This window comes from Nocardia sp. NPDC059236 (assembly GCF_042754085.1).
Classification (GTDB): Bacteria; Actinomycetota; Actinomycetes; order Mycobacteriales; family Mycobacteriaceae; genus Nocardia.
In genome coordinates, this window is sequence record NZ_JBHZAF010000003.1 from 639,146 (window position 1) to 663,483 (window position 24,338).

The window sequence follows — 24,338 nt, forward strand, 5'->3', positions numbered from 1 at the left end:
CCGTGAACGCGCGCAGGGGGCGTATTCCGTTGTCCGAGCGGGTCTATCGATCCCTGCAGCGCGATCTCGCGGCCGGGATGCTGGTACCCACCGAACGACTCGGCGAGGAACGCCTCGCCGAGACCTACGGTGTCTCCCGCACCCCGGTCCGCGAGGCGCTGGCCCGGCTCCTCGCCGACGGCCTGCTGGAACGCCACACCGACGGCCTCTACCCGTACCGCCCCCGGGTCGACGAACTCGGGGACCTGTACGAACTCCGAATAGTCCTGGAAGCCAGAGGAATCCAACGCTTGCAGGCCACCGCGGCGGCACTCCCGGAACCGCTGGCCGCCGCCGTGCAGCCGGAACCGCCGGCCCTGGCGGCTCGGCCTGCGGTCACGCCGCACGATCTGGGTGCGGTCGAGCGAGAGCTCGAGCTCTGGCGGCACATACGCGAGGACCCGCCGGAGCCCGGGGCCGAGCTCATCGCCGCCGACGAGCGGTTCCACACCACGCTCCTGCTGGCCGCCGGCAATTCCGCACTGGCCGAGGCGCTCTCGACGGTGCACGCGCGGGTGCGGCCGGTGCGGGCCCTGGACATGCCCACTCCCGGGCGGATCGCCGCCATGGCCGAGGACCACATCGCCATCGCCGAACACCTGCTCGCCGGAGATCTGGACACCGCCCTGCGCACCCTGCTGGCCCACCTCACCAGCTCCCGAGCCCACGTCCTCACCCGCGCCCGCCGCGCACTGGAGCTCACCAAACTCGCTCAGGCGGTCCGCGAGTGACCCGATCCGCGCCGCGCCGGGCCGTCGGTCTGGCGAGTGGCTCAGACAGGGTGTTGACTGGGGGGATGGTGTCGACGAAGCCACGCATCGCTCCTGGTCGCCTGCGGGAGCTCGGTCCGGTGAACTGGGTTGTCTGGCAGGCGCTTTCCCGTGCCGCGGGCACGGAGGACGCGCATCTGTTCAGCACGCTGGGCCGGACCGGCGGCCTGTTCCGGGGATGGCTGCACTTCTCCGGCCGCCTCATGCCGGGCGGCAAACTGCGCCGGTACGAGTCCGAACTGGTCATCCTGCGCGTCGCGCACCTGCGCCAATGCGAGTACGAGACCGACCATCACATCCGGCTGGGCCGCCGCGCGGGCGTCACCGCCGAAATCCTGGACCGTCTCCGCGAAGGCCCGGCCGCCGCCGGGTGGTCCGCCAAGGAGCGCGCGCTACTCACCGCCGTGGACCAGCTGGTCACCACCCGAGACCTCGACGACGCCACCTGGCAATCCCTCGCCGACCACTACGACGAGCGCCGCCTCATCGAAATCGTCCTGCTCACCAACCAGTACGAGGGCCTGGCCAGCACCATCACCGCCCTCCGCATCCAAACCGACCACTAGCCGCGCGATCCGGCCGTGCGTCAGCGGCGCAGGCGGTAGACCGGCTGGGTGGCGGCTTCGGGAACGGTCTCGGCGTGCGGGATGCGATGCGCGTAGGCAGGTTCGGCGGGGCGGGCGGGCTGGATGCGGGCGTGCAGGTGCATGTCGTGCCAGCCGTCGTCGTGCAGGCCCGCACTGCGATTGATGCCCTCGAGCACGAAGCCGGATTTGTGTGCCACCCGGCAGGATTGGGCGTTATGCACGGAATGCCGTAATTCCAGGCGGTGGAATCCGGCTACCTCGAAGGCCCAGCCGACCAGCGCCTCCACCGCGCGCGGGGCGATGCCGCGGCCGCGCGCCGCCGGGACCACCCAGTACGCCAGCTCGGCCTCGCCGTGCCCGAGTTCCATGTGATGCAGCGAGGCCCGGCCCATCAGCCGGCCGCTGCGGCCATCGGCGACAGCCCAATTGGCCGCGGTGCCACCGCTCCACGAGCGCGCCCAGGAGTCCACCCACTCCCCGGCCTCCTCCACGGTGTCCGCGGTGCGCACGTGCCAGCGCCGAATGGCCGGATCCTGGAAGGCCACGTACACCTCGGGCCCGTCCCGGCGCAGCCACGGCCGCAGCACCAGCCCGTCTCCCATCGGGAGCACCGGCTGCGCTACCCGACTGAAGGTTTCGGCGGCGACGATTGCCGGGGTTGATCGCGGCATGGGGGGAATTCTGCCCGCGATCGCCCGGTCCGCGCGGCGAAATTGAGACCATCGTCCCGATCGGTCTCTCTCGCGCGTGTCGTCCGAACCGACCGGCCGCGCTCAGGGCCTGCGGTTTTCGATGAGCGCGGCCAATCCGTCCAGGACCCGGGCCAGCCCGAACTCATAGGCGTGGTCCGCACCGTAGGCGCTGTCGTGGGCCTGCCCCGCGACCGCGCCGATCCGGGCCGCCAGGGGATAGCGGTCGGCGTCGAAGACCCGCGCCAGCAGCGGGGCCGCCCGCTCCCACCACTCGCGATCGGAGTGCCCGCTCTCGGTCGCGGCCCGGGCGCTGTCGATGGCCAGCTGCGCGGTCGAGGTCACGAAGCCCAGCACATAGGTGAGGGCGGCGTCCATCTCCAGGTCGCCGAGGCCGAGCCCGTCGAAGGCGCGCAGCTCGTGGTCATATTTCGCGGCCACGCCGGGACCCAGCGGCGGCCGCGTGGTCGGCAGATGGGCCACCCAGGGATGCTCGGCCAGCAGGGCGCGATTCTCGGCGGCGATCGCGGAAACCCGTTCCCGCCAGGACATTCCGGTGAGATCGTGACGCGGCATGCGCTGATAGACGGTGTCGAGCATGAGGTCGAGCAGTTCGGCCTTGCCCGGCACGTAGGTGTAGGTGGCCATGGGCGTGATGCCCAGCTTGGCCGCCACCGACCGCATGGTGAGCGCCCCCAGCCCCGCGCCGTCGGCGATCTCCAGAGCGGCCGCGATGACGGCGTCGAGGGTGGTGCGCTGTTTGGGCCCGCGCGCCGAACCACCGGAGCCGGGCTCGCGCCACAGCAGTTCCAGCGTGCGCACCGGGTCGCCCGCGCTGCTGCGTTCCCCGCTTCGTCCGGCCATTCGCGTCACCTCCGTCGCCGATCGTATCGATGTGACAGTCGCCACTTTGCATGCCGTCGGGAATGTCTGTACAAAGTACAGCGTACTTAGTACAGAGTTGATCGGCACCACCCGAGGAGGCCCCATGACCATCACCGCATCCGCGATCTCCCTGAACGTGCCCGACCCGATCGCCTCGGCGACGTTCCTCATCGACCACTTCGGTTTCGCCGAGAAGATGTCGGCCGACGGCTTCGTCAACGTGACCCGGCCCGACGCCGGATTCGACGTCATCTATCTGCGCACCGGCCTCGGCAGCTTCAAGCCGGACCGCATCGCGGGCAGCGCGGGCCAGGGCCTGCTGGTGGTGTTCGTCGTCGACGACATCGACGCCGAATACGCCCGCGTCCAACGCGAAGGCGTGCCGATCGTGACCCCCATCGAGACCGAGCCGTGGGGCGAGCGCTACTTCCAGGCCCTCGACCCGAATGGGATCGTCATCCAACTGGTCCAGTGGGTCTGACCGGAAACCGCTGAAAGTTCCGCCGTCGAACGTGTCGATTCCGGCCGGGCCCGTTCGAGGAGTAGTCGAGGGTCGAACGGCGGCCCGGCACTTCGACGAGAGGAATCCGATGCGAAAAGTGGTGGCTTTCGAGCACATGACCCTCGACGGCTTCGCGGCCTCACACACCGAGCTGGGACTGGAATGGACATTCGGCGCCTACAGCCCGGACCTCGCCGCCTTCCACGACGAGCACATCCGGGCCGATATCGGTACCACGATCTACGGCCGCAAGACCTTCGAGGGCATGCGCGATCACTGGTCGAGCGTTCCGGACAACCCGGAGGCCACGGCACACGATCTCGAACACGCCGAATGGGTCACGAATATCGACAAGATCGTCTTCTCGACCACGCTCGAGTCGGCCGGCTGGCGGAACACCCGGATCATCGACGGTGACGGGGCGGCGCGCATCGCGGAGCTGAAGGCGGAGAACGGCGGCGCGCTGGTCATCTACGGCAGCCCCACCCTGGTGCACTGGTTCGCCGACGCCGGGCTCATCGACGAGTACCGCATCGTCATCCATCCGGTGACAATCGGCTCCGGCACCCCTATGTTCCGGGACAAGACCGAACTGAATCTGAACCTGCTGGAATCGAAGTCGTTCGACGGTGGTGCCCTCTATGTCCGCTATGCAGTCGCCCAGCGAGAGGATTGAGCAATGCGATACCTGGCACTGATTCGCCTGGACCCCGCCCAGATGCCCGGGGAAGGGCCCGGCGACGACCTGATCGCCAAGGTCAACGAGATCATCGAGGAGATGACCAAGGCGGGCGTGCTGCTCGACACCGCGGGCCTGCGCCCGGTCGAGGAGGGCACCCGGATCCGGCAGACCGGCGGCGTGCAGACCGTCATGGACGGGCCGTACACCGAATCCAAGGAGATCATCGGCGGATACCTGGTGCTGCAGACCCGTTCGCAGGAGGAGGCGGCCGAGTGGGCGTCCCGGTTCCTGCGGGTGCACGGGCCGGACTGGGACATCGAGATCGAGATACGACAGCTGGACGGCCAGAACTGAATCCGCAGCAGGAGCGGGCGCGCCGGGCCGTGGAGGCGGCCTGGCGCATCGAATGGCCGCGCCTGGTGGCGGGCCTGACCCGCCTGGTCGGCGATATCGCGACTGCCGAGGAGCTCGCGCAGGACGCCCATGTGGCGGCGCTGGAACAGTGGCCTCGCGACGGCGTCCCGCCGAATCCGGGCGGCTGGCTCATGCTGACGGCGAAACACCGTGCGGTGGACCGCATTCGGCGCGACGTGAACTTCGCGCGGAAGCTGGAGCTGCTCGGCCGTGAGACGCTCACGGCCGAGCAGCCGCCCGGCGAACCGGAACCGGCCATCGCGGACGACCTGCTGCGCATGATCTTCACCGCCTGCCATCCGGTGCTCTCGCCCCCGGCGCGGGCGGCGCTCACCCTGCGCATGGTGGGCGGCCTGACCACGGCCGAGATCGCGCGGGCCCATCTGGTCCCGGAATCGACCGTGGCGCAACGCATCGTGCGCGCCAAGCGCACCATCGCGGCCAAACGGATTCCCTACGAGGTGCCCGCGGGCGCCGAGCTGGCCGCGCGCCTGGACTCCGTGCTCGAGGTCATCTACCTGATCTTCAACGAGGGCTATACCGCCACCTCCGGCGAGCGCTGGGTCCGGGCCGAATTGTGCGAGGACGCACTGCGTCTGGCGCGCATCCTGACCGGGCTGCTGCCCGAGGAGCCGGAGGCGTACGGGCTGGCGGCCCTGCTCGAACTGCAGGCTTCCCGCACCACCGCCCGCAGTGACGCGGACAACGCGCTGGTGCTGCTGCCGGATCAGGACCGGTCCCGGTGGAATCGGCTCTCGATCGAACGCGGCCTGACCGCGCTGGGCCGCGCGCACACGCTGAATCGGATGCGGGACCTTCCGCCCGGGCGCTACGCGCTCCAAGCCGCCATCGCCTCCGTGCACGCCGTGGCCCCGACCGCCGCCGAGACCGACTGGCGGCGCATCGCCGGACTGTACGCCATACTGGCGCAACGGTTTCCGTCGCCGATCGTGGAGTTGAACCGGGCGGTCGCGGTGGCCATGGTGCACGGCCCCGGCGCGGGCCTGGAGTTGATCGACGCCATTGCCGAGACCGGGGCGCTCGACGACTATCACCTGCTGCACGCGGTCCGCGGGGATCTGCTGGCGCGGCTGGGCCGGGATGCGGAGGCGCGGGCCGCTTTTCGGCGCGCGGCCGATCTGACCGGCAATGAGATCGAGCGGGAGTTGCTGCTCGGCCGGGCGCGCTGACCGGCAATCCACTGCGATCAGGCATTTCACCGCGTGTCGCTCACCCCTCCCGGGAAACGGCAGGGCGTACGGTCGGTTCCTAGCTGAAGCCAGATGGGTCTGTTTTTTCGTGAACCGCACGGAAGGACCAGGCGTTGCCCATTCTCGACAAGCGTCCGCTCCGAGCCACCGTCCTCGGACTGCTCGTGGCGGCCCTCGCCCCGCTCACCGTCGCCGTCGGCACCGCCGACGCGCGCACCGAAATCGCCGACCCCATCGCTCAATCCGCGCTCCCGGCCGCCCTGCCGGTGGACCCGGCGTCCCTGCTGCAGCTGGTCGGCGCAGCCCAGCGGTTCTCCAAACCGGCCTTGCAGACACTGTCACGTTTCATCGTGCCCGGGGACCAGTGGGGGTCGTTCAATCAGATCATCACGCACGAGAGCGACTGGCAGGTCTTCGCCATCAACCCGACCTCCGGCGCCTACGGGCTGGCCCAGGCCCTCCCCGCACACAAGATGTTCAGCGAGGGCCCGGACTGGATGTTCAACCCGCTCACCCAGCTGCGCTGGGCCTACCGCTACATGGTCGAGCGCTACGGCAGCCCCAACGCCGCCTGGGCCTTCTGGCAGGCCCACAACTGGTACTGAGCCTGCCGGTCCCCGAACTCGATCGGCCCTACACGTATCTCGATCAGCTCAGCGCGGCACGGAAGACCTCGGCGACCGGGGTCGACGGGCGGCCCAGCAGCCGCTGCAGATCACCGGAGTCGACGGCCAGGATGCCGTCGGCGATACCGGCGTCGGCATCGGCCAGGGCGGCGGCGTAGGCGGCGTCCAGACCCGCGCCCTGCAGCGCCGCGGCGTAGTCGGCCTGCGGCAGGTCCTGGTAGCGGACCGGCTTGCCGGCCACCTCCGAGATCACCTGCGCCAGTTCGGCATACGAGAGCGTCTCGTCGCCGCCGAGCTCGTAGACCTTGCCCTCGTGACCGTCGGTGGTGAGGACGCGAGCGGCGGCCTCGGCGTAATCGGCGCGGGCCGCACCGGATACCTTGCCCTCGCCCGCCGCGCCGTAGAGCACGCCCGTCTCGATGGCGTGTGCCAGGCCGCCGGTGTAGTTCTCCCAGTACCAGCCGTTGCGCAGCAGCACGGTCGGGATGCTCGCTCCGGCCAGCGCGTCCTCGGTGCCGATGTGCTCCTGGGCCAGGATCAGCGGATTGCGGCCGGCCTGCGGAATGCTGGTGTAGGCCAGCAGTTTCACGCCCGCCCGCTCGGCCGCGCGCAGCACGTTGGTGTGCTGGGCGACGCGCTTGGTGAACTCGTTGCCGGAGACCAGCAGCACGCGGTCGACGCCCTGGAAGGCGCGCTCGAGCGCTTCCGGATCGTCATAGCTCGCCACCCGCACCTCGACACCCCGCGCGGCCAGATCGGCCACCTTGGCGGGATCGCGGACCACCGCCACCACCGGCTGCGATCCGTCCTTCAACAGCGCCTCGACGACCAGGCGACCCAGCTGTCCGCTTGCTCCGGTGACTGCGACGGTCATGACTACCTCCAGGTTTCAGGGAATGAACTGCACTGCTGACATGTACTAACTAATAGTAAGCACATGCTATTCCTGAACCGCTACCCGAAACACAGGTAACCTCGATCTCATGAACGCCCGGCCTCCCGACCGGTCCTACCCGGACGACCCCACCCTGGAAGCCGACGTCTTCGCCCGCAACTGCTCCTCGCGCCCGGTCCTGCAAGACGTCGCCAGTCGCTGGGGCGTGCTCGCCCTGGCCGCCCTGCGCGAGAGCCCCTACCGGTTCTCGGCGCTGCGCCGCCGCGTGGACGGCATCTCCGAACGCATGCTCTCCCAGACCCTGCAGACCCTGGAACGCGACGGCATGGTCAATCGCGAAGTCCAGCAATCCATCCCGCCGGTCGTCGAGTACACCCTCACCGACCTCGGCGCGCAGGTGGCCGACCAGCTCGTCGGCCTCATCGAGATCCTCGAGTCCAATATCGCGAAGATCGAAGCGGCCCAGACCGCCTACCACCGCACCTAAACCGAAGAACGGAGCCGCATGTCCGCCGATACCGATCTGCAGTATCTCGAACGCTGCGTGGAGCTGGCCGCCGAAGCCCTGGACGCGGGCGACGAGCCGTTCGGGTCATTGCTGGTCGGCGCGGACGGCACCGTGCTCGCCGAGGACCGCAACCGGGTCTCCGGCGGCGATGCCACCCGCCACCCCGAATTCGAGCTGGCCCGCTGGGCCGCCGAGCACCTCACCCCCGAGGACCGGGCGACGGCCACGGTCTACACCTCCGGCGAACACTGCGCCATGTGCTCGGCCGCGCACGCCTGGGTCGGCCTGGGCCGCATCGTCTATGCCGCCTCCACCGCCCAGCTCACGGAGTGGCTCAACGAGTTCGGCGTTCCCGCGGGCCCCATCCGCCCCCTCGCCATCCAGGAGGTGGCCCCGGGCATCCCGGTCTCCGGCCCCTTCCCGGAACTGACCGACCGCGTCTACGCCCTCCACCGCCGCCTGCACTTGGCGGACTGAGCGCTCGAACAAACGAAAGCGGCCCGGTGCCAGCGGAAATCGCCGGCACCGGGCCGCTTCAGGATTTCGGCGACGGAACCCTGAGATTGGCGGGACTCGCCTCCCCTTCGGGGGTTCGGGGGCCGGCCCCCGAAATCCCTTGGGGTTTCAGGGGCGAAGCCCCCGAGAGTCTTCGAGAGCTAGAAGTTGATCATGTGGCCGGCGAGGCCGTGGATCGCTTCCTGGAGGGCTTCCGACAGGGTCGGGTGGGTGTGGACGTTGCGGGCCAGTTCGTTGACCGTGAGATCCCACTTCTGGGCCAGGGTCAGTTCCGGCAGCAGTTCGGAGACATCGGGGCCGATGAGGTGGCCGCCGATGAGCTCGCCGTACTTGGCGTCGGAGATGAGCTTGACGAAGCCCTGCGCGTCGCCGAGGCCGTGCGCCTTGCCGTTGGCGGTGAACGGGAAGGTCGCGACCTTCACGTCGTAGCCCTCGTCGCGGGCCTGCTGCTCGGTGAGGCCGAAGGAGGCGACCTGCGGCTGGCAGAAGGTGGCGCGCGGCATCATCCGGTAGTCGCCCAGCGACATGGTCTCCGCGCCCGCGATGGTCTCGGCCGCGACCACACCCTGCGCCTCGGCGACGTGCGCGAGCTGCAGCAGGGCGGTGACGTCACCGATGGCGTAGATGCCGGGGACGTTGGTGCGCATGTACTCGTCGATCGCGATGGCGCCGCGGTCGGTGAGCTGCACGCCGGTGTTCTCCAGGCCGTAGCCCTGCACGCGCGGCGCGAAGCCGACGGCCTGCAGCACCTTGTCCACGGTGACGGTCTCGATCGCGCCGGACTTGTTGTCCTTGATCGACACGGTGACCTTGGAGCCGTCGTCCTCGATGGACTGCACGGCCGCAGAGGTGGTGATGGTGATGCCGAGCTTCTTGTACGCCTTGGTGATCTCCTTGGAGATGTCGGCGTCCTCGTTCGGCAGTGCGCGGTCGAGGAATTCGACGATGCGCACGTCCACGCCGTAGTTCTTGAGGACGTAGGCGAACTCCATGCCGATGGCGCCCGCACCCACGACGAGGATGGAACCCGGCAGGTCACGGGTGAGGATCTGCTCCTCGTAGGTGACCACGTTGGCGGACAGCGAGGTGCCCGGCAGCAGCTTGGTCTCGGTGCCCGCGGCGATGATCACATTGTCGAACGTGATGTCCTCGGTACCGCCCTTGGTGAGCGCGACCGAGAGCGACTTCGGGCCGGTGAAGGTGCCCTTGCCGTCGAACTCGTCGATCTTGTTCTTCTTCATCAGGAAGTGGACGCCCTTGACCCGGCCGTCCGCGACCTTGCGGCTGCGGTCGAACGCCGCGCCGAAGTCGAAGGTCGCGTTACCCGAGATACCGAAGGTCTTCGCTTCCTTGGTGAAGATATGAGCCAGCTCCGCATTGCGCAGCAGTGCCTTGGACGGAATGCAGCCCACGTTCAGGCACACGCCACCCCAGTATTTCTGCTCGACGATCGCTGTTCGCAGGCCGAGTTGAGCGGCACGGATCGCGGCGACATAACCGCCGGGACCAGCGCCGAGAACGACGACATCGTAGTGGGAAGTCACGGCATCGAGACTAGACCTGTTGCCGGGACCTCACTCAGCCATCCCCCGCCCGCGTGAGACGCGGAACACGTGAGAGCGGTCACGCCCGCGGTCTGGATGCGACCGATCAGTCCGTCGCACCCGGTGGCCCGGCCGAGATCTCCGACCGTCCGTTGATCCCGCCGGACCCGCCGCGGCTAATCCCGCCAGACCTGCCGCGCCACGCGCGCGAAATTGCCGCCGAAGACGGCCGCCCGGTCGGCGGCGGAGAAGCCGCGCGCGGCCAGCGCCTCGTCCAGCCCCCGCACCCCGGACGTGCCGAGCAGGTCTTCCGGTGGCACCCACTGCAATTGCCCGTAGCGCGTGTACTCCTCGGAGTAGCTGTCCGGATTGCCGGCCAGTTCGGCGTTGAAATCCTCGGCGTCGAAGGAGTAGTCGGAGCCGATCCCGATGTGCTCGATGCCGACCAGTTCCGCGCCGTAGGCGATGTGGTCGGCCATGGCCTCGATGCGCCCGGCCCCGTCGGCGGGTTCGTTGCGGCCCAGGAAGATGCCGACACCGTTGATACCGATCACGCCACCGGTGGCAGCGCACGCCTTGGCCTGGTCGTCGCCGATATTGCGCGGATGTGCCCACAGCGTCGCGAAATTCGAGTGGCTGTAGATCATCGGCACGGTCGTGGTCTCGGCGATGTCGAGTCCCGTGCGCCGCGAGCAGTGCGACCCGTCGGCGAACACCCCGACCTCGTTGAGCGTGCGGATCAGGTCGCGGCCGTAGGCGGTGAGGCCGGTGTCGTCGGTGTCGAGGCACCCGCAGCCGGCCGCGTTGGCGTGGTTGTAGGTGGGCAGCAGCGAGCGCAGGCCCAGTTCGTGGAACAGCTCGACATTGTCGAGATCACCCCCCAGCGGCCCGGAGTCCTCGAGGTCGAAGGCCAGCGCGAGGGTGGCGTCGGTCTCCGCGGTGGGGACCTCCGGCCAGGCGTCCTCGATGCTGTGCACCAGGCGGAATCGGCCGTCGGTCAGGGCATCCCGCCGGAACTGGGTGACCAGCTCGAGCGACTCGCGGGTGGATTGCGGCGCGTAGCCGATATTGACCGAGAGGTAGGAGCCCAGCGGGTACCGCGTCAGCTCGGTGAGGTCCGCGGTCGGCAGCAGCGGCAGGCAGCAGTGCTGTTCCCACAGCCGGGGCTCATGCGACACGCCGAGGCCTCCTGGATCCGATCGGTATCGAAACCGCAATCCTACTGATCGTGCGGCGGAGTGCCCGGCAACACGTTCGCGACCGGCGAACGCGCGCCTCGGCAACAATGAGGGCATGACCGGTGTTGGACAGGACGTGACGGATCCCTACCTGTGGCTCGAAGAGGTCGAGAGCGAACGCGCCCTGACCTGGGCGGAAGAACGTAATGCGGTGTCCAGGGAGCGGTTCGCGTCCTCGGAGCGCTTCACCGATCTCGAGGCGCGCGTGCTGGCCATGCTCGACACCGACACCCGCATCGCCTATCCGGGCCGGCGCGGCCCGTGGCTCTACAACTACTGGCGCGACCGCGAGCACCCGAAGGGCCTGTGGCGGCGCACCACCTTCGCCGAGTACGCGAAGGACGAGCCGGACTGGGAGATCCTCATCGACCTGGACGCGCTGGCCGCCACCGAGGGCGAGAACTGGGTCTGGGGCGGTGCGGCGGTGAAGCGGCCGGAGCAGCGGCGCGCGCTCATCAGCCTCTCGCGCGGCGGCGCGGACGCCAAGGTGGTCCGCGAATTCGATATCGAGGCAAAGGCTTTCATCGCGCCCGAGGACGGCGGCTTCCACCTACCCGAGGCCAAGTCGGACTTCGCCTGGATCGATCACGACACCCTGTACGTGGGCACCGATTTCGGCCCCGGCTCGCTGACCGACTCCGGCTATCCGCGGGTGGTGAAGCGCTGGCGGCGCGGAACCCCGCTGGAGGCAGCGGAATTCGTGTACGAGGGCGAGGTCACCGATGTGGCCGTCTCCGCGGGCTACGACCGCACCCCCGGCTACGAGCGGCACTTCCTGAGCCGCGCCACCGACTTCTTCAACGAAGAGGTCTACCTGCTGGAATCCGACGGCACGCTGCGCTTCATCGACGTGCCCACCGACGCCACCGAGACCTGGTACAAGCGGTGGCTGCTGGTGCGGCTGAAGGCGCCGTGGGAGGTGAACGGCGCCATCTATCCGGCCGGCGCGCTGCTGGCCGCCGACTTCGAGGCATTCCTGTCCGGCGCACGCGATTTCGACGTCCTGTTCACCCCCGACGCGCACACCGCGCTGCACGGCTACGGCTGGACCGAGAACCACCTGCTGCTGGTCACGCTGGAGGACGTGCAGACCAAGCTGTACGTGCTCACCCCCGGCCCCGACGGCTGGACCCGCGAGCCGCTGGCCGATACCCCGGCCATGGCCAGCACCAGCATCATGAACCTGGACCGCCTCGACGGCGGCGACGAATTCATGCTCTCCACCAGTGGTTTCACCCGCCCGACCACGCTGATGTCGGGGTCGGTGGGCGGCAGCGTGGAGGTGCTCAAGCAGGAGCCGGGCTTCTTCGACGCCGACGGCATCGTGACCGAGCAGTTCTTCGCGCAGTCCGACGACGGCACCCAGATCCCGTATTTCGTGATCCGCCACCGCGATCGCCAGGGCTCCCCGGGCCCGACCGTGATGTCCGGTTACGGCGGGTTCGAGGTCTCCCGCACCCCCAGCTACAGCGGCATGGTGGGGATGGGCTGGCTGGAGCGCGGCGGCACCTACGTCATGACCAATATCCGCGGCGGCGGCGAATACGGCCCGGAATGGCACACCTCGGTGCTGAAGGCCAACCGGCACAAGGCCTTCGAGGATTTCGCGGCCGTGGCGCGGGATCTGGTGGCACGCGGCATCACCACGCCCGGGCAGCTGGGCGCGGTGGGCGGCAGCAATGGCGGCCTGCTCATGGGCGTCATGCTGACCCGGTACCCGGAGCTGTTCGGGGCCATCGTGTGCCAGGTGCCGCTGCTGGACATGCAGCGCTACCACCTGCTGCTGGCGGGCGCGTCCTGGATCGCCGAGTACGGCGACCCGGACAAGCCGGAGGAGTGGGAGTACCTCGCGAAGTACTCGCCGTACCAGAACACCAGCCCGGACCGGCAGTATCCGCCGATCCTGCTCACCACCTCCACCCGCGACGACCGCGTGCACCCCGGCCATGCCCGAAAGATGGCCGCGCGCTTGGCATCCGAGGGCCACGACGTCTGGTACTACGAGAACATCGAGGGCGGCCACGGCGGCGCGGCGGACAACAAGCAGTCCGCCTTCCAGGCGGCGATAATCTACGAGTTCTTCACCCAGCAGCTGATGGACTGACGCCCCGGGAGCCGATGTGGACCAACTGGACGAGCTGATCGAGACCACCGCCGCCGCGACCGGGCTCGATCCGGACGACGTCCGGTCCTTCGCCGCCACCGCCGAGCGGCGCGAATATCCGGCCGGCTCAACCCTGTTCCACGAGGCCACCCCGCGGGAGTGGGCGGGGATCGTGGTCGAGGGCGAGGTCCAGATCATCTCCGGGCTCACCGGTCAGGAGATCCAGCTTGCGCGCCTGGGCCCCGGCAGCCTGGTGTCCGAGGTCGCGCTGGTGGACGACACCCCGCACACCGCCAGCGGCCGCACCCGCGACGGCGCGGTGGTGCTCGTGGTGCCCCGGGCCACCCTGCGGGAACTGGCCGGGCAGCACCCGGATCGCTACTACCGCATCGTCGCCCGCGTCGCCGGGCTCATCGCGCACCGCATGCGGACCGTCTCCGAGCGGCTGGCGGCGGCGATCGCGGCCCAGCAGCCGCTGGGCGGCATTCGCACCGAACACGATTCGCTGGGCACCCGGGAACTGCCCGCCGAAGCGTACTACGGCGTCCAGACCCTGCGCGCTATGGAGAACTTCCCGATCTCGGGCGTGAAGCTGCGCCGGTTCGGGCACCTGGTGTCCGCGCTCGCCTACGTGAAAAAGGCCGCCGCACTGGCGAACGCGGAACTCGGGTCGATCACGCAGGAGAAGGCGACGGCCATCATCGGCGCCTGCGACGAGCTGCTGGAGCCGGGCAGCCCGGCAGCGGTGCGGCTGCGCGAAGACTTCATGGTCGACATGGTGCAGGGCGGCGCGGGCACCTCGACCAATATGAACGCCAACGAGGTCATCGCCAACCGCGGTCTGGAGCTGATGGGGCATCGCAAGGGCGAGTACCGCTACCTGCACCCCAACGACGACGTGAACCGCTCCCAGTCCACCAATGACGTCTACCCCACCGCGGTGAAGCTCGGCGTGTACCTGTCGCTGCAGGACGCCGCCGCGGCATTGACGGAACTGCGGAATGCCCTGCGGGCCAAGGCGGTCGAATTCGGCGACGTCATCAAGATGGGCCGCACCCAGCTGCAGGACGCCGTCCCCATGACGCTGGGCCAGGAGTTCGGCGCGTACGCGGTCATGATCGGCGAGGCCGTCAGCCATCTGCAGCGCATCGGGCAGGACCTGCTCGCGGTGAACATGGGCGGCACCGCCATCGGCACCGGCATCACCAGCCCGCCCGGCTACGCGGACCTGGTGACCCGGAATCTCGCCGAGATCACCGGGCTGCCCATCCGCCAGGCCGAGAACCTGGTCGAAGCCACCCAGGACTCAGGCGATTTCGTGGCGGTGTCGGGCACCCTCAAGCGCGCGGGGGTCCAGCTGTCCAAGATCTGCAACGATCTGCGGCTGCTCTCCAGCGGCCCGCGCGCCGGCCTGGGCGAGATCAATCTGCCCGCGGTCCAACCGGGTTCGTCGATCATGCCGGGCAAGGTCAACCCGGTCATCCCGGAGGTGGTGAACCAGGTCTGCTTCCAGCTCATCGGCTACGACATGACCGTCACCATGGCCGCCGAGGCCAGCCAGCTGGAATTGAACATGGCCGAACCGATCATGGCCTACGACCTGCTGATGGGCCTGATGATGCTGCGCAATGCGGCCATCACCCTGACCAGCCGCTGCATCACCGGCATCACCGCCAACCGGGAACACTGCCGGGATCTGGTGGCGCACAGCATCGGCCTGGTGACCGCGCTGGTGCCCAAGCTCGGCTACGAGCAGTCGGCGGCGATCGCCAAGGAGGCGTTGCGGACCGGCGGCAGCGTCTACGACCTGGTGCTGGAGCGCAGCGCCCTGAGCAAGGACGAGCTCGACGAGCTGCTGAGCCCGGAGAAGATGACCGGGCCGCGGTCGCGCACCCTCTGAATCGGCCCGCGAATCAGCGGTCCCGGAGCCACTTTTCGACATAGTCGAGGGTGGACTCGGGATCGCTGATCCAGCCGTTGTGCCCGAGCGGGTCCGGATTGTGCCAGGTGGTGATGTCGGCCTCGGACAGCTTGGCGAGCAGCTGCCGCGCCGACCCGCGCGGGGTCAGCTCGTCGCCGGTCATGGTGATCGACAGGACCGGCAGTTTCAGCCGCCCGATGCGCTCCTCGTAGTCGATATCGGCTCCGGCGGGCTGGAATCGGCCGGTGCGGGCCAGCCGCGCCCAGTCGGCGATCAGCGCCTTCGACTGCCGTCCGAAGCCGCCCGCGGTGATGGTGTCGCCGGGCCAGAACCCGGCCAGATTGGCGGTCAGCGACAGCGCCGCGCTGCCCACCGCGGCCAGGCCCGTGTAGCCGCGGAAATGCGGCGTGCCGGAGGCGATGAGGATCAATCCGCCCAGCCGCCCGCGGATCCGGGAGGCGTACATGACGCCGAGCTGGCCACCCATGCTGTGCCCCAGCAGGTATGGCGTGCTCTCGGGGAACCGCTCGCGCACCACCTCGAACATGGCGGGGAAGTCCATGGCCACCAGTTCCTGATAGCCGTGGGTGCTCGGGACGCCGGGTTTCGGCCGGCTGTCTCCGTTTCCGCGGACCTCCAGCAGCGCCACATCGAAACCCCGGTCCGCCAATGGCTTCCCGAACAGCGAGTAGTACTCCCCCGGGACGCCCAGGCCGGGCGCGATCACCACCACCGGCCGGGGGTTGTCGGCCGTAATCGGATGCCGGTGCGGGCCTTTCGCCGGTATCAAGCGCACCGGCACCATGGTCCCGTCTGGCATCTGAATGGGCACGGTCTCCATGATCGGCACGCTACCCGTAAAGGTCGCGCCCGTCCGCGAGGCAGCGGACGGGCGCGAAAACGGGTCGGTGGTTGGGGGTTCGGGTGTCGGTTGACAGCGGTTCGGACCGGGTCAGGCGCTGACGGCGCCCATGATGATGCGGCGCAGCACCCGGATCACGTCGTCGAGCGGCTCGCGCGGTTCCGAACCGCTCCAGGCGTCCACCACGTAGTTCACGGCGCCGATGATGGCGAGCACGCGCATTTCGTAGTCACCGGGCGGGATTTCACCGTGCAGGGCGGCATCCTCGGCGGCGCTGGCCAGCAGCGCGCCCCAGGCGCGCCGCAGTTCCAGGCGGAACTTCTCCACCTTGGGTCCCGCCCCGACGACTTCGACGAGCGCGACTCTGGCCTTGCGCGGATCTCGCCCGATGGACTCGATATAGGCGCGTACGGCGGCGTCGATGATGTCGATGGCGCTGGCGTCGGAGTGCTCGGCGATGGTGGCCGCCACGGCTTCCCGGGATTCGCGATCGATCTGCTCGTAGAGCTCGAGCAAGAGCGATTCGCGTCCCGTGAACTCCTCGTAGAACTGTCTCGAGGAGAGGCCGGCGTCCTTGCAGATGGCTCCGACAGAACTATTGGCATATCCATCGCGCGCGAACACCGTGAGCCCGGACTCCAGAAAACGCGCACGACGCTGCCGCTGCCGGTCTTCTACGGGCTGCCCGGCGTACATTCTTCCCGCGTTCGTTTCCTGTGACATTGCGCCAGACAATACCGAAGGGCCCGATCCCCTCGTCATGGATCGGGCCCTTCGTTTGAACCTTCGACTTACCGCGCGATAGCCGAAAGATGGCTCAGTGACTTCGGGCCGGGCGGCGCACCCGGGACGGTGGGTATAGGCAGGGGAACCGTCCCGGGTTCGGGACGCGGGTCCGGGGGGAGAGACTCGCGGCCCGATGTCGCATTGACCCGAAAGTCACTGATCGTTTGCCGTTCAACACGATACAGAGCAGCCGTACTGGACGGAATACTTTTCTAGGATCTTTTTAGTATTAATTTGTCGGACCCTCGCGATGCCCAGCCGGACCAGGGCGGGAGCACTCGATGCGAGCGGAGTACCCAGCGCGGTACCCACTGACACCAGGCGCGAAACCCGTCGACACGGACATAAAAAAAGGACCCGATCCCCCCGTCGGAGATCGGGTCCTTCCACATCACCCCGGCTTCCGCGCAGTAGCCGAAAGATGGCGCTCGCGTGGCTACTTGGCGGAAACGCTCGAGGAGCCGGTTGCCAGCAACTTGAGAATGGTCTGAACGAGAACATCCGAAAGGAAGTTCGCCATGGTGGTGCTCCGATCCGCCGGGGTGCCAGTGCTTTCACTGACCGTTTGCCCTCGGCACGATACCGATCCGGTACCCGCGCAGGGAAGATTTCCGATGAACTTTCTAGAATTTTTTTGAGAGAGCCCTAGATTAGGCCGGGACCTCCGGCTCGCCCAGGGTGAGCATGAGCCGGTTGGCCCACGAGAACGAGGCAGCGGACAGCACCAGATCGTGCAGCTCGGCGGCGTCGAAACCCAGCTCTCGCAGCCGCTTCAGATGATCGGCGGACGCGCGCGGCGGATTGGCGGCCAGCGCGTCCACGAAATCGATGACGGCGTCCCACCTTTCGTCGATCCGCACCTCGTTGCCCTCGTCCAGCAACCGCTGCACATCCGCGACACGCTTGGACAGCGCAGAAGTGAAACGTGAATGAACGGATGCGCAGTACTCACACCCGTTGTGCCGGGAGGTAACGGTCGCCGCGAGTTCGCGCTCGGCCCGGGTCAATCCCCCTCGACCGTAGAAGATCGCTCGATCATTCGCGCTGCGGTGCGCCAGCACCTCGGCATTGCGCGCGAGTAGCCGGAAGTAGGGGCCGACACCGCGGTCACCCTCGAGCAGGGGACGCTGCAACTCATCGGCATCGGCCAGCACGATGGGTTCCACCCACGGCACCCAGTCCAGCTGCTCCTGGGTGAATCCACTTGGCCGCCGGGATGTTTCGACACTGCGCACCTCGCGCCCGGGCTCACTCATCATCCGCTCCGATCAGTCGCAGCCCGGCCAGCAGCCGGACCTGGAAGTGCACGAACCCGATGAGCTGCGCCACCGTCACGATGTCGCGCTCGGACAGGCCGGCCGCGGCCAGCGCGTCGATGTCCGCGCGAGCGAGGGACGCCGGCGCGGAGGTCACCCGGGCGGCGTGCCGCAGAATGGCCGCCAGCACCGGATCGCCCTCCGCCGGAGTGGTTCCCAGCGCCGCGTAGTACGCCGCCAGCTCCGGCGCGCCGGCCAGCTCGGCGACGGCGACCGCCGCCGCGATCAGCCGCTCCCGTCCGACGCTCGCGGTGGCCGGGCCGTCGAGCAGCGCCTCGAATACACCCTGCGAATGTTCGATAACCTCCGGGCGTGTCGCGCGCACCGCGCGCACCGATTCGGCCCGCGCACCCAGCACGGCATCGATGACATCGGCGCGGCGGCCCCCTGCGCCGCCGCGCGAGCGGGCCGGGTCGGCGGTGTCGGAGGCAGTTTTTCCAGCCACTTCCGTTGCCGCAGGTGGCGTGTCGTCGTAGGCGGTGGATGCCTCGGTCACCGGGTGGTCCTTTCGTCGGGTCGCCAACCCAGTTGCGGCGCGACCTTGGTGGCGATGAGTTCGATGGAGCGCAGGGTGGCGGCGTGGCCCGGGTCGACCGGGTGCGCCTGCACGATGAAGTCGGTGGCGTGCCGCAGCGCCGCGTCCTCCGACAGCCGCGCCACCACCTCGTCCGGGGTGCCGATGTAGATGTCGCGCAGCACCTCGTCGACGGATTCCGCCACTTCGGGTCCGCCGTGGCGGCCGAGCTGATCCAGGAACCGGGCCGCGCCGCGCTCGGCGAGGGCGACCGCCTCGTCGTGGTCGTCGGCCACGAAAACGCCCCGGGACGCGCCGATTCGCGGTTCGGCGCCCGTGGGCAGCGCGTCGAGATAGGCGTCGACCAGCGGCTGCTGGATCTCCCAGAGGGTGGCGTCCGGCGCGGCCGGATCACGCGGCTGGGCCTTCGACAGCAGCAGTCCGTCACCGGCCCGACCGGCCCGGCCCGCGCCCCCGGCCGAGAAGGTGGCCTGCCACAGGCGGTCACGCAGCCCGGCGGCCGGCGGGTTCAGCCCGCGGTCACCGACCAGCGGCGTACCGTCCAGGGCCGCGGTCACCCGCGCGAGCTTGTTCGCGTACACCGACTGCCGATCCGCGCCGGCCAGGTCGAACAGTTCGAAGGCGTGCCGCGACCCGCCCGCACCGAACCCGAGCTCGAGCCGCCCGCCCGACAGCTCGTCCAGCACCGCCGCGTCCTCGGCGACCCGGATCGGATCCTCCAGGGCCAGCGTCACGATCGCGGTCCCGAAGCGGATGCGCGGCAAGCGGGCGGCCGCGTGGGCGAGGAACACGAACGGGGACGGCAGCCCGCCCTCGGCCGGATCCAGGTGATGCTGCGCCACCCAGGCGGTGTCGTAGCCGAGCCGTTCGGCCAGCCCGATCTGCTCGAGCGCCTGCCGGTACACCGTGCCCGCGTCCTCCGCCGGATCGGTGCGGACCAGGCGGGTGAAGAAGCCGAGCCGTTGCGGGGTCATGTGGTCACCTTTCCGAGGTAGGCGTCGCGCACCGCCGGATCGCCGACGAGTTCCGCGGCCGGGCCGTGCAGCACGATCCGCCCGCTGCGCAGCACATTGGCGGTGTGCGCGATGCTCAGGGCCAGCTCCGCCTGCTGCTCGACGATCAGGATGGCCAGGCCCAGCTCCCGATTGAGCCGGGCGATCTCCTCCAGCACCCGATCGACGAACAGTGGCGACAATCCCATGGTGGGCTCATCCATGCAGATGAGGCGCGGTTTGCTCATGAGCGCGCGGGCGAAGGCCAGCATCTGCTGCTCGCCGCCGGAGAGCGTGCCCGCCCGCTGGGCGCGCCGCTCGGCCAGGCGCGGGAAGTGGTCGAACAGCTCGGCGGCGCGCGCGGCCAGCACCGCGCGGCGCTCCCGGCGGATGTAGCCGCCGACGAAGAGGTTCTCCTCGACGGTCATGGCCGGGAAGACGCGCCGGGCCTCCGGGACCGAGGCCAGCCCGGCCCGGATCCGCGCCGACGGGGGCGTCGCGCTCACGTCCGTACCGTCGATGCGCACCACGCCCGAGGACGGTTTCAGCAGGCCGAGCGCGGTTTTCATGGTGGTCGACTTGCCCGAGGCATTGCCGCCCAGTAGCGAGACGATCTCGCCGGGCCGCACCCGCAGGGAGACCTCGTCGAGCGCCCGGGACGAACCGTAGTGCGCCACCACCCGGTCGAATTCGAGGATCGGCGTGGCATTCTCGTCGAATTCAGACATCCGCGCCGACCTTCCCGCCGGCCCGGCTGCGCCCGAGGTAGGCCTCGATGACGCGCGGATCCGCCAGCACCTCGGCGGGCGTGCCCTGGGCGATGATGCGCCCCTCGTCGAGCACGAGCACCCGGTCGGACAGGTCGTGGACCAGATCCATCTTGTGCTCGACCAGCAGCACCGTCTGGCCCTGGGCCTTCAATGTGGCGAGCTGCCTGCCGATTTCGGCGGTCTCGGTCTGGTTCATGCCCGCGGCCGGCTCGTCGAGGAGCAGCAGGCCGGGTTCCGCGGCGAGCGCCCGTGCGATCTCGGTGCGGCGGCGATTGGCGTAGGACAGCGTGTAGGTCGGATGGCCGGCGCGCGGCGCCAGGCGTTCCTCGAACCGCGCGAGCTGCGCGTCGATCCGAGCGGCCGACGCCCGCCGCTCGGCGCGCGCCGCCGGTGTCGGCACCAGCGCCACCCCCAGTTCGGCGAGCAGCGAAATCCATTTCAGCAACGGCACATTCGCCAGCACACGCAGTGGCCGCGCGGCACGCAGCGTGGGCTGCAGGCCGACATCGACGTTCTCGCGGACGGTCATATTGCCGAACACGCGGCCGTTCTGGAAGGTCCGGGCAATGCCCGCCGCAGCGGCCGCCTCCGGGCGACCCGGGCGAATCCTGTTGCCGTGCACGAGGACTGCTCCGGCATCCGGCTTCAGCACGCCGGAGATCAGATTGACCGTCGTCGACTTCCCGGACCCGTTGGGCCCGATGATCGAGACGAATTCACCCGGCGCGATGGAGAATTCGACCCCGTCCACGGCTCGCACGCCGCCGAAGGAGCGTCGCAGACCGGTGACCGTGAGCACGTCAGGCGTTGATCGGGACACGATTCCTTCTCACCAGGATTCCCTGTGGCCGGAACCGCACCACCAGCAGCAATACCAAGCCGTACAACACGATTCGCCACGACGGCGCCAGCCGCAGCAGCTCCGGCACCCCGATCAGCACGACCGCGCCCAGCACCGCGCCGTAGGGCGAGGCGGTGCCGCCCAGCACCAGGATGGTCACCACCAGCAGCGACATCGGCAGGTTGAAGACCGTCGGGTCGATGTAGGAGTACTGGTGGGCCAGCAGCGCGCCGCCGATGCCGGAGAAGAACGCCGCCACTGCGAAGGCCAGCGCCTTGTAGTCGCGCACCGGCACCCCCGCCGAGCGGGCGGCCACCTCGTCGGCCCCGATGGCCCGGATGGCGATCCCCAGCCGGGACCGCTGCACGCCGACGATGACCGCCAGCACGATGGCCAGCACCACCAGCTCCAGCCGGAAAATCTGGGTGTGCGTGGTGAATTCGTACCCGAACAGACTGGGCGCGGGTATCCCGAAGATGCCGTAGCTGCCGCGCGTCACCGGCTCCCAGTTGCGGATGATCGCCACCGTGACGATGCCGATGCCCAGCGTCGCGATGGCCACATAGTGCCCGCCCAGCCGCCACAGCGGCGCGGCCAGCACCGAGGAGGCCACGGCCGCGACGACGCCCGCGGCCACGATGGCGGGCAGGAAGGCCCAGCCGTGCGACACCGTCAGCACCGCCGAGGTGTACGCGCCGATGGCGATCGGACCCGCCTGCCCGATGGCCAGCTGTCCCGCCGACCCGGCCACCAGCGTCATGGAGACCGCGATGATGGCGTAGGCCAGGATCTGGGTGCCCACCGAGATGCCGTAGTCGTCCGCGATCAGCGGAATCGCCACGCCCGCAACGGCGAACGCGATCAGGGCATGCCACCAGCGCACCCGCAGTTCCCGTCCCGAGCCGAGGAAGGTGCCGGTCATGGGCTCGGATTCGATGGCGGGCGGCCGGGCGAGCAAACCGCCGGGCCGCAGCACCAGGAAGACCACCAGCAGGCCGAAGGTGATCAGATCCCGGTAGCCGTCACCGAACCAGTAGATGCCGAACGCCTCCACCAGGCCGAGCACGAAACCGCCGATGACCGCGCCCGGAATCGACCCCAGCCCGCCGATGGTGGCGGCCACGAACCCGGTCATGCCGACGACGCCGCCGCTGGTCGGCGAGATGTTGGAGTTGTAGAGGCCGACGAAGATGCCCGCCAGCCCGCCCAGTCCGGAGGCGATGGCGAAGGCCAGCGACTGCACCCGGCCCACGCCGATGCCCATCTGCGCGGCGGCGTCCGGGTCCTGCGCGGTGGCGCGAATGGCCAGGCCGTGGCGGCTGTAGCGCAGGAAGGCCCACAGTCCCGCCATCACGGTGAGGGTGAGGGCGAACATGACCACATCGGAGGTGCCGAACCGCACCCCGCCGACCCGGAAGTTGTTGGTGGGCAAGACCTGTGGGAAGGGCCGGGTGTCGGGCCCGAACACCAGGGCGACCACGTTCTCGATGATCAGCCCGACCGCCACCGTCGCCAGCAGGGCGGCAAGGGCGGGGGCCCGCCGCAGCGGCCGCACCGCCAGGATGTCGATGCCGACGCCGACCAGCGCCGTCGCCGCCACCACTACGATCAGTGCGGCCCACCAGGGCGCGCCGTGCTGGGCGATCAGCCACCAGCCCAGCACCGAACCGAACGCGAAGATCGAGCCGTGCGCGAAGTTGATGACATTGCTGACCCCGAAGATGAGGGTGATGCCCACGGCGATGAGCGCGTACGCATTGCCGTGCACCAGACCCGCGATGAGCGTGTCGAACATCTATTTGGCGCTTCCGACCGGCACGAATTTGCCGCTGCGCAGTTCCAGCTCGATCGGCTTCACGCCGCTGGGCCGCCGCGTCTGCTGATCGAAGGCGAAGGTGCCCAGCCCGATTCCGTCGAAGTCCTTGATCTCGCGCAGGCCCTTCAGCACGCCCTCGCGGGTGGCGCCGCCGGTCTTGGCGGCCTTCACCAGCACATTCAGCGCGTCGTAGGCGTAGACGTTGAAATCGCCCGGGTCCGTGTCGAACTTGGCCCGGAACTTGGTGACGAAGCTCTGGATCTTGGGACTCGGATCCGACGGCGTGAAGACGCCGTTCACGATGTCGCCCGCGGCCGCCGCGCCCGCCAGATCGATGAACTGCGGGGTGTTCTGGCCGGCGAAGAGCTGCCCGGTGAACCCGACATCACGCAGCTGCTTGACCACCAGCGCGCCGTCCGGGCCGTAACCCAGGTGCACGAAGGCGTCCGGGTTGGCGTCGCGGCCCTTGATCAGCACCGGCCGGAAGTCCTGCGAATCCGGCAGGATGGCCGAGGAGTAGGCGATCTCGATGCCCTTCTCCTTGGCGAACTGCTCGAAGAATTTGAAAGCCTGCTTGCCCCAGTCGGTTTCGAGGTAGACGACGGAGACCTTCTTCGCCTTGGACCGCACCCACTCGGCATTGCGCTCCATGTACACGTCCAGCGTGATGGACGGGCTCCACGAGTAGTCGCCGCCCTTGGTGAAATCCACCGAGGAGTTGGTGAACCCGTACTGCACCAGCTTGCCGCGGTTGTACACCGGCGAGGCCGCGATGGAGGCGGGCGAGGAGAAGTCGCCGAGCTCGGCGATGATGGACTTGTCGCCCACGAACTTGGTGGCGATCGGCACCGTCTGCTTCGGATCCGACTGCGAATCCTCCCATTTCAGCGCGACCTTCCTGCCGTCGATCCCGCCCGCCGCATTGATCTCGTCCAGGGCCAGGTCGAAGCCCTGCTGCCAGAGCCGCCCGTACTCGGCCGACCCGCCCGTCTTCGGGCCCGACACCCCGAAGTACACGGTGTCCGACCTACCGTCGGACGACTCGTTCCCGCACGCCGACAGCAACCCCGCCACCGCGGTCACCGCCGCCACACCCACCAACACCCGGAATCCACGCGACCCGGACCAGTTCCTGCTCATTGCTACCTCTGCACTCGTGCACCGACACCGCGCCGGGGCATGGGGACTCGACCGCGACCGCCGAAGGCGTACGGTGCGGGAAAGAGAATCGCCCGCATGGGATTCGGGCGCTGGGCCTCAGCCGTTGGCCGGGCGGTATCCAGACATGG

General features: G+C 69.0%; 25 protein-coding genes and 1 pseudogene. 12 read left to right on the forward strand and 14 right to left on the reverse strand.

Annotation, left to right across the window (positions count from 1 at the left end):
• Window positions 1-2 precede the first annotated feature (2 nt).
• Both ACFXIV_RS11990 and ACFXIV_RS11995 read left to right on the forward strand, forming a co-directional pair.
• Window positions 3-770 carry a GntR family transcriptional regulator gene (locus ACFXIV_RS11990; protein WP_379404201.1) on the forward strand — a complete coding sequence of 256 codons (768 nt, stop codon included), beginning with the start codon at window positions 3-5 and terminating at the stop codon, window positions 768-770.
• Window positions 771-835: 65 nt separating this feature from the next.
• Window positions 836-1,375, forward strand: a complete 540-nt coding sequence (locus ACFXIV_RS11995) for a carboxymuconolactone decarboxylase family protein (protein WP_379404202.1) — start codon at window positions 836-838, stop codon at window positions 1,373-1,375.
• 20 nt (window positions 1,376-1,395) lie between these two features.
• On the opposite strand, the gene ACFXIV_RS12000 is transcribed toward ACFXIV_RS11995, so the two are convergent.
• Both ACFXIV_RS12000 and ACFXIV_RS12005 read right to left on the reverse strand, forming a co-directional pair.
• Window positions 1,396-2,067, reverse strand: a complete 672-nt coding sequence (locus ACFXIV_RS12000) for a GNAT family N-acetyltransferase (protein WP_379404203.1) — start codon at window positions 2,065-2,067, stop codon at window positions 1,396-1,398.
• Window positions 2,068-2,169: 102 nt separating this feature from the next.
• On the reverse strand, window positions 2,170-2,949 hold the full coding sequence (locus ACFXIV_RS12005) for a TetR/AcrR family transcriptional regulator (protein ID WP_379404204.1): 780 nt from the start codon (window positions 2,947-2,949) through the stop codon (window positions 2,170-2,172).
• A gap of 124 nt (window positions 2,950-3,073) precedes the next feature.
• Here ACFXIV_RS12005 and ACFXIV_RS12010 point away from each other — a divergent pair, with 124 nt between their 5' ends.
• The 5 genes from ACFXIV_RS12010 to ACFXIV_RS12030 all read left to right on the forward strand — a co-directional run bounded on the left by ACFXIV_RS12010 (window position 3,074) and on the right by ACFXIV_RS12030 (window position 6,384).
• Complete coding sequence (locus ACFXIV_RS12010) at window positions 3,074-3,451, forward strand: VOC family protein (protein WP_379404205.1); 378 nt, start codon at window positions 3,074-3,076, stop codon at window positions 3,449-3,451.
• A 109-nt stretch (window positions 3,452-3,560) separates the two neighbouring features.
• A complete protein-coding gene (locus ACFXIV_RS12015) occupies window positions 3,561-4,148 on the forward strand; it encodes a dihydrofolate reductase family protein (protein ID WP_379404206.1) in 588 nt (195 codons plus the stop codon).
• Window positions 4,149-4,151: 3 nt separating this feature from the next.
• Window positions 4,152-4,508, forward strand: coding sequence for a YciI family protein (locus ACFXIV_RS12020; RefSeq protein ID WP_379404207.1), 357 nt, complete (start codon window positions 4,152-4,154; stop codon window positions 4,506-4,508).
• Between the two features lie 29 nt (window positions 4,509-4,537).
• Entirely contained in the window at window positions 4,538-5,758 is a 1,221-nt protein-coding gene (locus tag ACFXIV_RS12025) for an RNA polymerase sigma factor (protein WP_379421242.1), read from the forward strand.
• Between the two features lie 134 nt (window positions 5,759-5,892).
• Window positions 5,893-6,384: a transglycosylase SLT domain-containing protein gene (locus tag ACFXIV_RS12030; RefSeq protein WP_379404208.1), complete on the forward strand. Its 492-nt coding sequence runs from the start codon at window positions 5,893-5,895 to the stop codon at window positions 6,382-6,384.
• A gap of 43 nt (window positions 6,385-6,427) precedes the next feature.
• Here ACFXIV_RS12030 and ACFXIV_RS12035 read toward each other — a convergent pair whose 3' ends face one another.
• Entirely contained in the window at window positions 6,428-7,279 is an 852-nt protein-coding gene (locus tag ACFXIV_RS12035; RefSeq protein WP_379404209.1) for an SDR family oxidoreductase, read from the reverse strand.
• 109 nt (window positions 7,280-7,388) lie between these two features.
• Here ACFXIV_RS12035 and ACFXIV_RS12040 point away from each other — a divergent pair, with 109 nt between their 5' ends.
• Both ACFXIV_RS12040 and ACFXIV_RS12045 read left to right on the forward strand, forming a co-directional pair.
• Window positions 7,389-7,787 (forward strand): winged helix-turn-helix transcriptional regulator, encoded by a 399-nt coding sequence (locus ACFXIV_RS12040; RefSeq protein WP_379404210.1) that lies wholly within the window; start codon window positions 7,389-7,391, stop codon window positions 7,785-7,787.
• An 18-nt stretch (window positions 7,788-7,805) separates the two neighbouring features.
• A complete protein-coding gene (locus tag ACFXIV_RS12045) occupies window positions 7,806-8,285 on the forward strand; it encodes a nucleoside deaminase (protein ID WP_354847149.1) in 480 nt (159 codons plus the stop codon).
• A gap of 179 nt (window positions 8,286-8,464) precedes the next feature.
• On the opposite strand, the gene lpdA is transcribed toward ACFXIV_RS12045, so the two are convergent.
• Both lpdA and ACFXIV_RS12055 read right to left on the reverse strand, forming a co-directional pair.
• Window positions 8,465-9,868 carry a dihydrolipoyl dehydrogenase gene (gene lpdA / locus ACFXIV_RS12050; RefSeq protein WP_379404211.1) on the reverse strand — a complete coding sequence of 468 codons (1,404 nt, stop codon included), beginning with the start codon at window positions 9,866-9,868 and terminating at the stop codon, window positions 8,465-8,467.
• A 176-nt stretch (window positions 9,869-10,044) separates the two neighbouring features.
• Window positions 10,045-11,046, reverse strand: a complete 1,002-nt coding sequence (locus tag ACFXIV_RS12055) for a dipeptidase (RefSeq protein ID WP_379404212.1) — start codon at window positions 11,044-11,046, stop codon at window positions 10,045-10,047.
• Between the two features lie 115 nt (window positions 11,047-11,161).
• On the opposite strand from ACFXIV_RS12055, the gene ACFXIV_RS12060 reads away from it, so the two are divergent.
• From ACFXIV_RS12060 to ACFXIV_RS12070, 3 genes and pseudogenes are all read left to right on the forward strand, one after another.
• Complete coding sequence (locus ACFXIV_RS12060; RefSeq protein WP_379404213.1) at window positions 11,162-13,210, forward strand: prolyl oligopeptidase family protein; 2,049 nt, start codon at window positions 11,162-11,164, stop codon at window positions 13,208-13,210.
• A 16-nt stretch (window positions 13,211-13,226) separates the two neighbouring features.
• Window positions 13,227-13,565: pseudogene (locus ACFXIV_RS12065) on the forward strand (cyclic nucleotide-binding domain-containing protein); the annotation flags it as partial.
• Between the two features lie 69 nt (window positions 13,566-13,634).
• On the forward strand, window positions 13,635-15,110 hold the full coding sequence (locus ACFXIV_RS12070) for an aspartate ammonia-lyase (RefSeq protein ID WP_379404234.1): 1,476 nt from the start codon (window positions 13,635-13,637) through the stop codon (window positions 15,108-15,110).
• Between the two features lie 13 nt (window positions 15,111-15,123).
• Here ACFXIV_RS12070 and ACFXIV_RS12075 read toward each other — a convergent pair whose 3' ends face one another.
• The 9 genes from ACFXIV_RS12075 to ACFXIV_RS12115 all read right to left on the reverse strand — a co-directional run bounded on the left by ACFXIV_RS12075 (window position 15,124) and on the right by ACFXIV_RS12115 (window position 24,189).
• Entirely contained in the window at window positions 15,124-15,972 is an 849-nt protein-coding gene (locus tag ACFXIV_RS12075; protein WP_379404214.1) for an alpha/beta fold hydrolase, read from the reverse strand.
• A gap of 111 nt (window positions 15,973-16,083) precedes the next feature.
• Window positions 16,084-16,716, reverse strand: coding sequence for a TetR/AcrR family transcriptional regulator (locus tag ACFXIV_RS12080; protein ID WP_379404215.1), 633 nt, complete (start codon window positions 16,714-16,716; stop codon window positions 16,084-16,086).
• A gap of 713 nt (window positions 16,717-17,429) precedes the next feature.
• Complete coding sequence (locus ACFXIV_RS12085; RefSeq protein ID WP_379404216.1) at window positions 17,430-18,035, reverse strand: peroxidase-related enzyme; 606 nt, start codon at window positions 18,033-18,035, stop codon at window positions 17,430-17,432.
• Window positions 18,028-18,591 carry a hypothetical protein gene (locus tag ACFXIV_RS12090; protein ID WP_379404217.1) on the reverse strand — a complete coding sequence of 188 codons (564 nt, stop codon included), beginning with the start codon at window positions 18,589-18,591 and terminating at the stop codon, window positions 18,028-18,030. Before ACFXIV_RS12090 ends, ACFXIV_RS12085 begins: the two co-directional genes overlap by 8 nt.
• Window positions 18,588-19,604 carry a putative FMN-dependent luciferase-like monooxygenase gene (locus ACFXIV_RS12095; RefSeq protein ID WP_379404218.1) on the reverse strand — a complete coding sequence of 339 codons (1,017 nt, stop codon included), beginning with the start codon at window positions 19,602-19,604 and terminating at the stop codon, window positions 18,588-18,590. The genes ACFXIV_RS12090 and ACFXIV_RS12095 overlap by 4 nt, the downstream gene beginning before the upstream one ends.
• On the reverse strand, window positions 19,601-20,350 hold the full coding sequence (locus ACFXIV_RS12100; RefSeq protein ID WP_379404219.1) for an ABC transporter ATP-binding protein: 750 nt from the start codon (window positions 20,348-20,350) through the stop codon (window positions 19,601-19,603). The genes ACFXIV_RS12095 and ACFXIV_RS12100 overlap by 4 nt, the downstream gene beginning before the upstream one ends.
• Complete coding sequence (locus ACFXIV_RS12105) at window positions 20,343-21,212, reverse strand: ABC transporter ATP-binding protein (RefSeq protein ID WP_379404220.1); 870 nt, start codon at window positions 21,210-21,212, stop codon at window positions 20,343-20,345. The genes ACFXIV_RS12100 and ACFXIV_RS12105 overlap by 8 nt, the downstream gene beginning before the upstream one ends.
• Complete coding sequence (locus ACFXIV_RS12110) at window positions 21,193-23,028, reverse strand: ABC transporter permease (protein ID WP_379404221.1); 1,836 nt, start codon at window positions 23,026-23,028, stop codon at window positions 21,193-21,195. The genes ACFXIV_RS12105 and ACFXIV_RS12110 overlap by 20 nt, the downstream gene beginning before the upstream one ends.
• Window positions 23,029-24,189 carry an ABC transporter substrate-binding protein gene (locus ACFXIV_RS12115; RefSeq protein WP_379404222.1) on the reverse strand — a complete coding sequence of 387 codons (1,161 nt, stop codon included), beginning with the start codon at window positions 24,187-24,189 and terminating at the stop codon, window positions 23,029-23,031.
• Window positions 24,190-24,338 lie beyond the last annotated feature (149 nt).

Bases quoted from the DNA above. Each gene is read 5' to 3' on its own strand.
- ACFXIV_RS11995 (WP_379404202.1), top strand. From the start codon at position 836: ATGGTGTCGACGAAGCCACGCATCGCTCCTGGTCGCCTGCGGGAGCTC.
- ACFXIV_RS12000 (WP_379404203.1), bottom strand. From the start codon at position 2,067: ATGCCGCGATCAACCCCGGCAATCGTCGCCGCCGAAACCTTCAGTCGG.
- ACFXIV_RS12005 (WP_379404204.1), bottom strand. From the start codon at position 2,949: ATGGCCGGACGAAGCGGGGAACGCAGCAGCGCGGGCGACCCGGTGCGC.
- ACFXIV_RS12010 (WP_379404205.1), top strand. From the start codon at position 3,074: ATGACCATCACCGCATCCGCGATCTCCCTGAACGTGCCCGACCCGATC.
- ACFXIV_RS12015 (WP_379404206.1), top strand. From the start codon at position 3,561: ATGCGAAAAGTGGTGGCTTTCGAGCACATGACCCTCGACGGCTTCGCG.
- ACFXIV_RS12020 (WP_379404207.1), top strand. From the start codon at position 4,152: ATGCGATACCTGGCACTGATTCGCCTGGACCCCGCCCAGATGCCCGGG.
- ACFXIV_RS12035 (WP_379404209.1), bottom strand. From the start codon at position 7,279: ATGACCGTCGCAGTCACCGGAGCAAGCGGACAGCTGGGTCGCCTGGTC.
- ACFXIV_RS12040 (WP_379404210.1), top strand. From the start codon at position 7,389: ATGAACGCCCGGCCTCCCGACCGGTCCTACCCGGACGACCCCACCCTG.
- ACFXIV_RS12045 (WP_354847149.1), top strand. From the start codon at position 7,806: ATGTCCGCCGATACCGATCTGCAGTATCTCGAACGCTGCGTGGAGCTG.
- ACFXIV_RS12060 (WP_379404213.1), top strand. From the start codon at position 11,162: ATGACCGGTGTTGGACAGGACGTGACGGATCCCTACCTGTGGCTCGAA.
- ACFXIV_RS12070 (WP_379404234.1), top strand. From the start codon at position 13,635: ATGCGGACCGTCTCCGAGCGGCTGGCGGCGGCGATCGCGGCCCAGCAG.
- ACFXIV_RS12075 (WP_379404214.1), bottom strand. From the start codon at position 15,972: ATGGAGACCGTGCCCATTCAGATGCCAGACGGGACCATGGTGCCGGTG.
- ACFXIV_RS12080 (WP_379404215.1), bottom strand. From the start codon at position 16,716: ATGTCACAGGAAACGAACGCGGGAAGAATGTACGCCGGGCAGCCCGTA.
- ACFXIV_RS12085 (WP_379404216.1), bottom strand. From the start codon at position 18,035: ATGAGTGAGCCCGGGCGCGAGGTGCGCAGTGTCGAAACATCCCGGCGG.
- ACFXIV_RS12095 (WP_379404218.1), bottom strand. From the start codon at position 19,604: ATGACCCCGCAACGGCTCGGCTTCTTCACCCGCCTGGTCCGCACCGAT.
- ACFXIV_RS12100 (WP_379404219.1), bottom strand. From the start codon at position 20,350: ATGTCTGAATTCGACGAGAATGCCACGCCGATCCTCGAATTCGACCGG.
- ACFXIV_RS12110 (WP_379404221.1), bottom strand. From the start codon at position 23,028: ATGTTCGACACGCTCATCGCGGGTCTGGTGCACGGCAATGCGTACGCG.
- ACFXIV_RS12115 (WP_379404222.1), bottom strand. From the start codon at position 24,189: ATGAGCAGGAACTGGTCCGGGTCGCGTGGATTCCGGGTGTTGGTGGGT.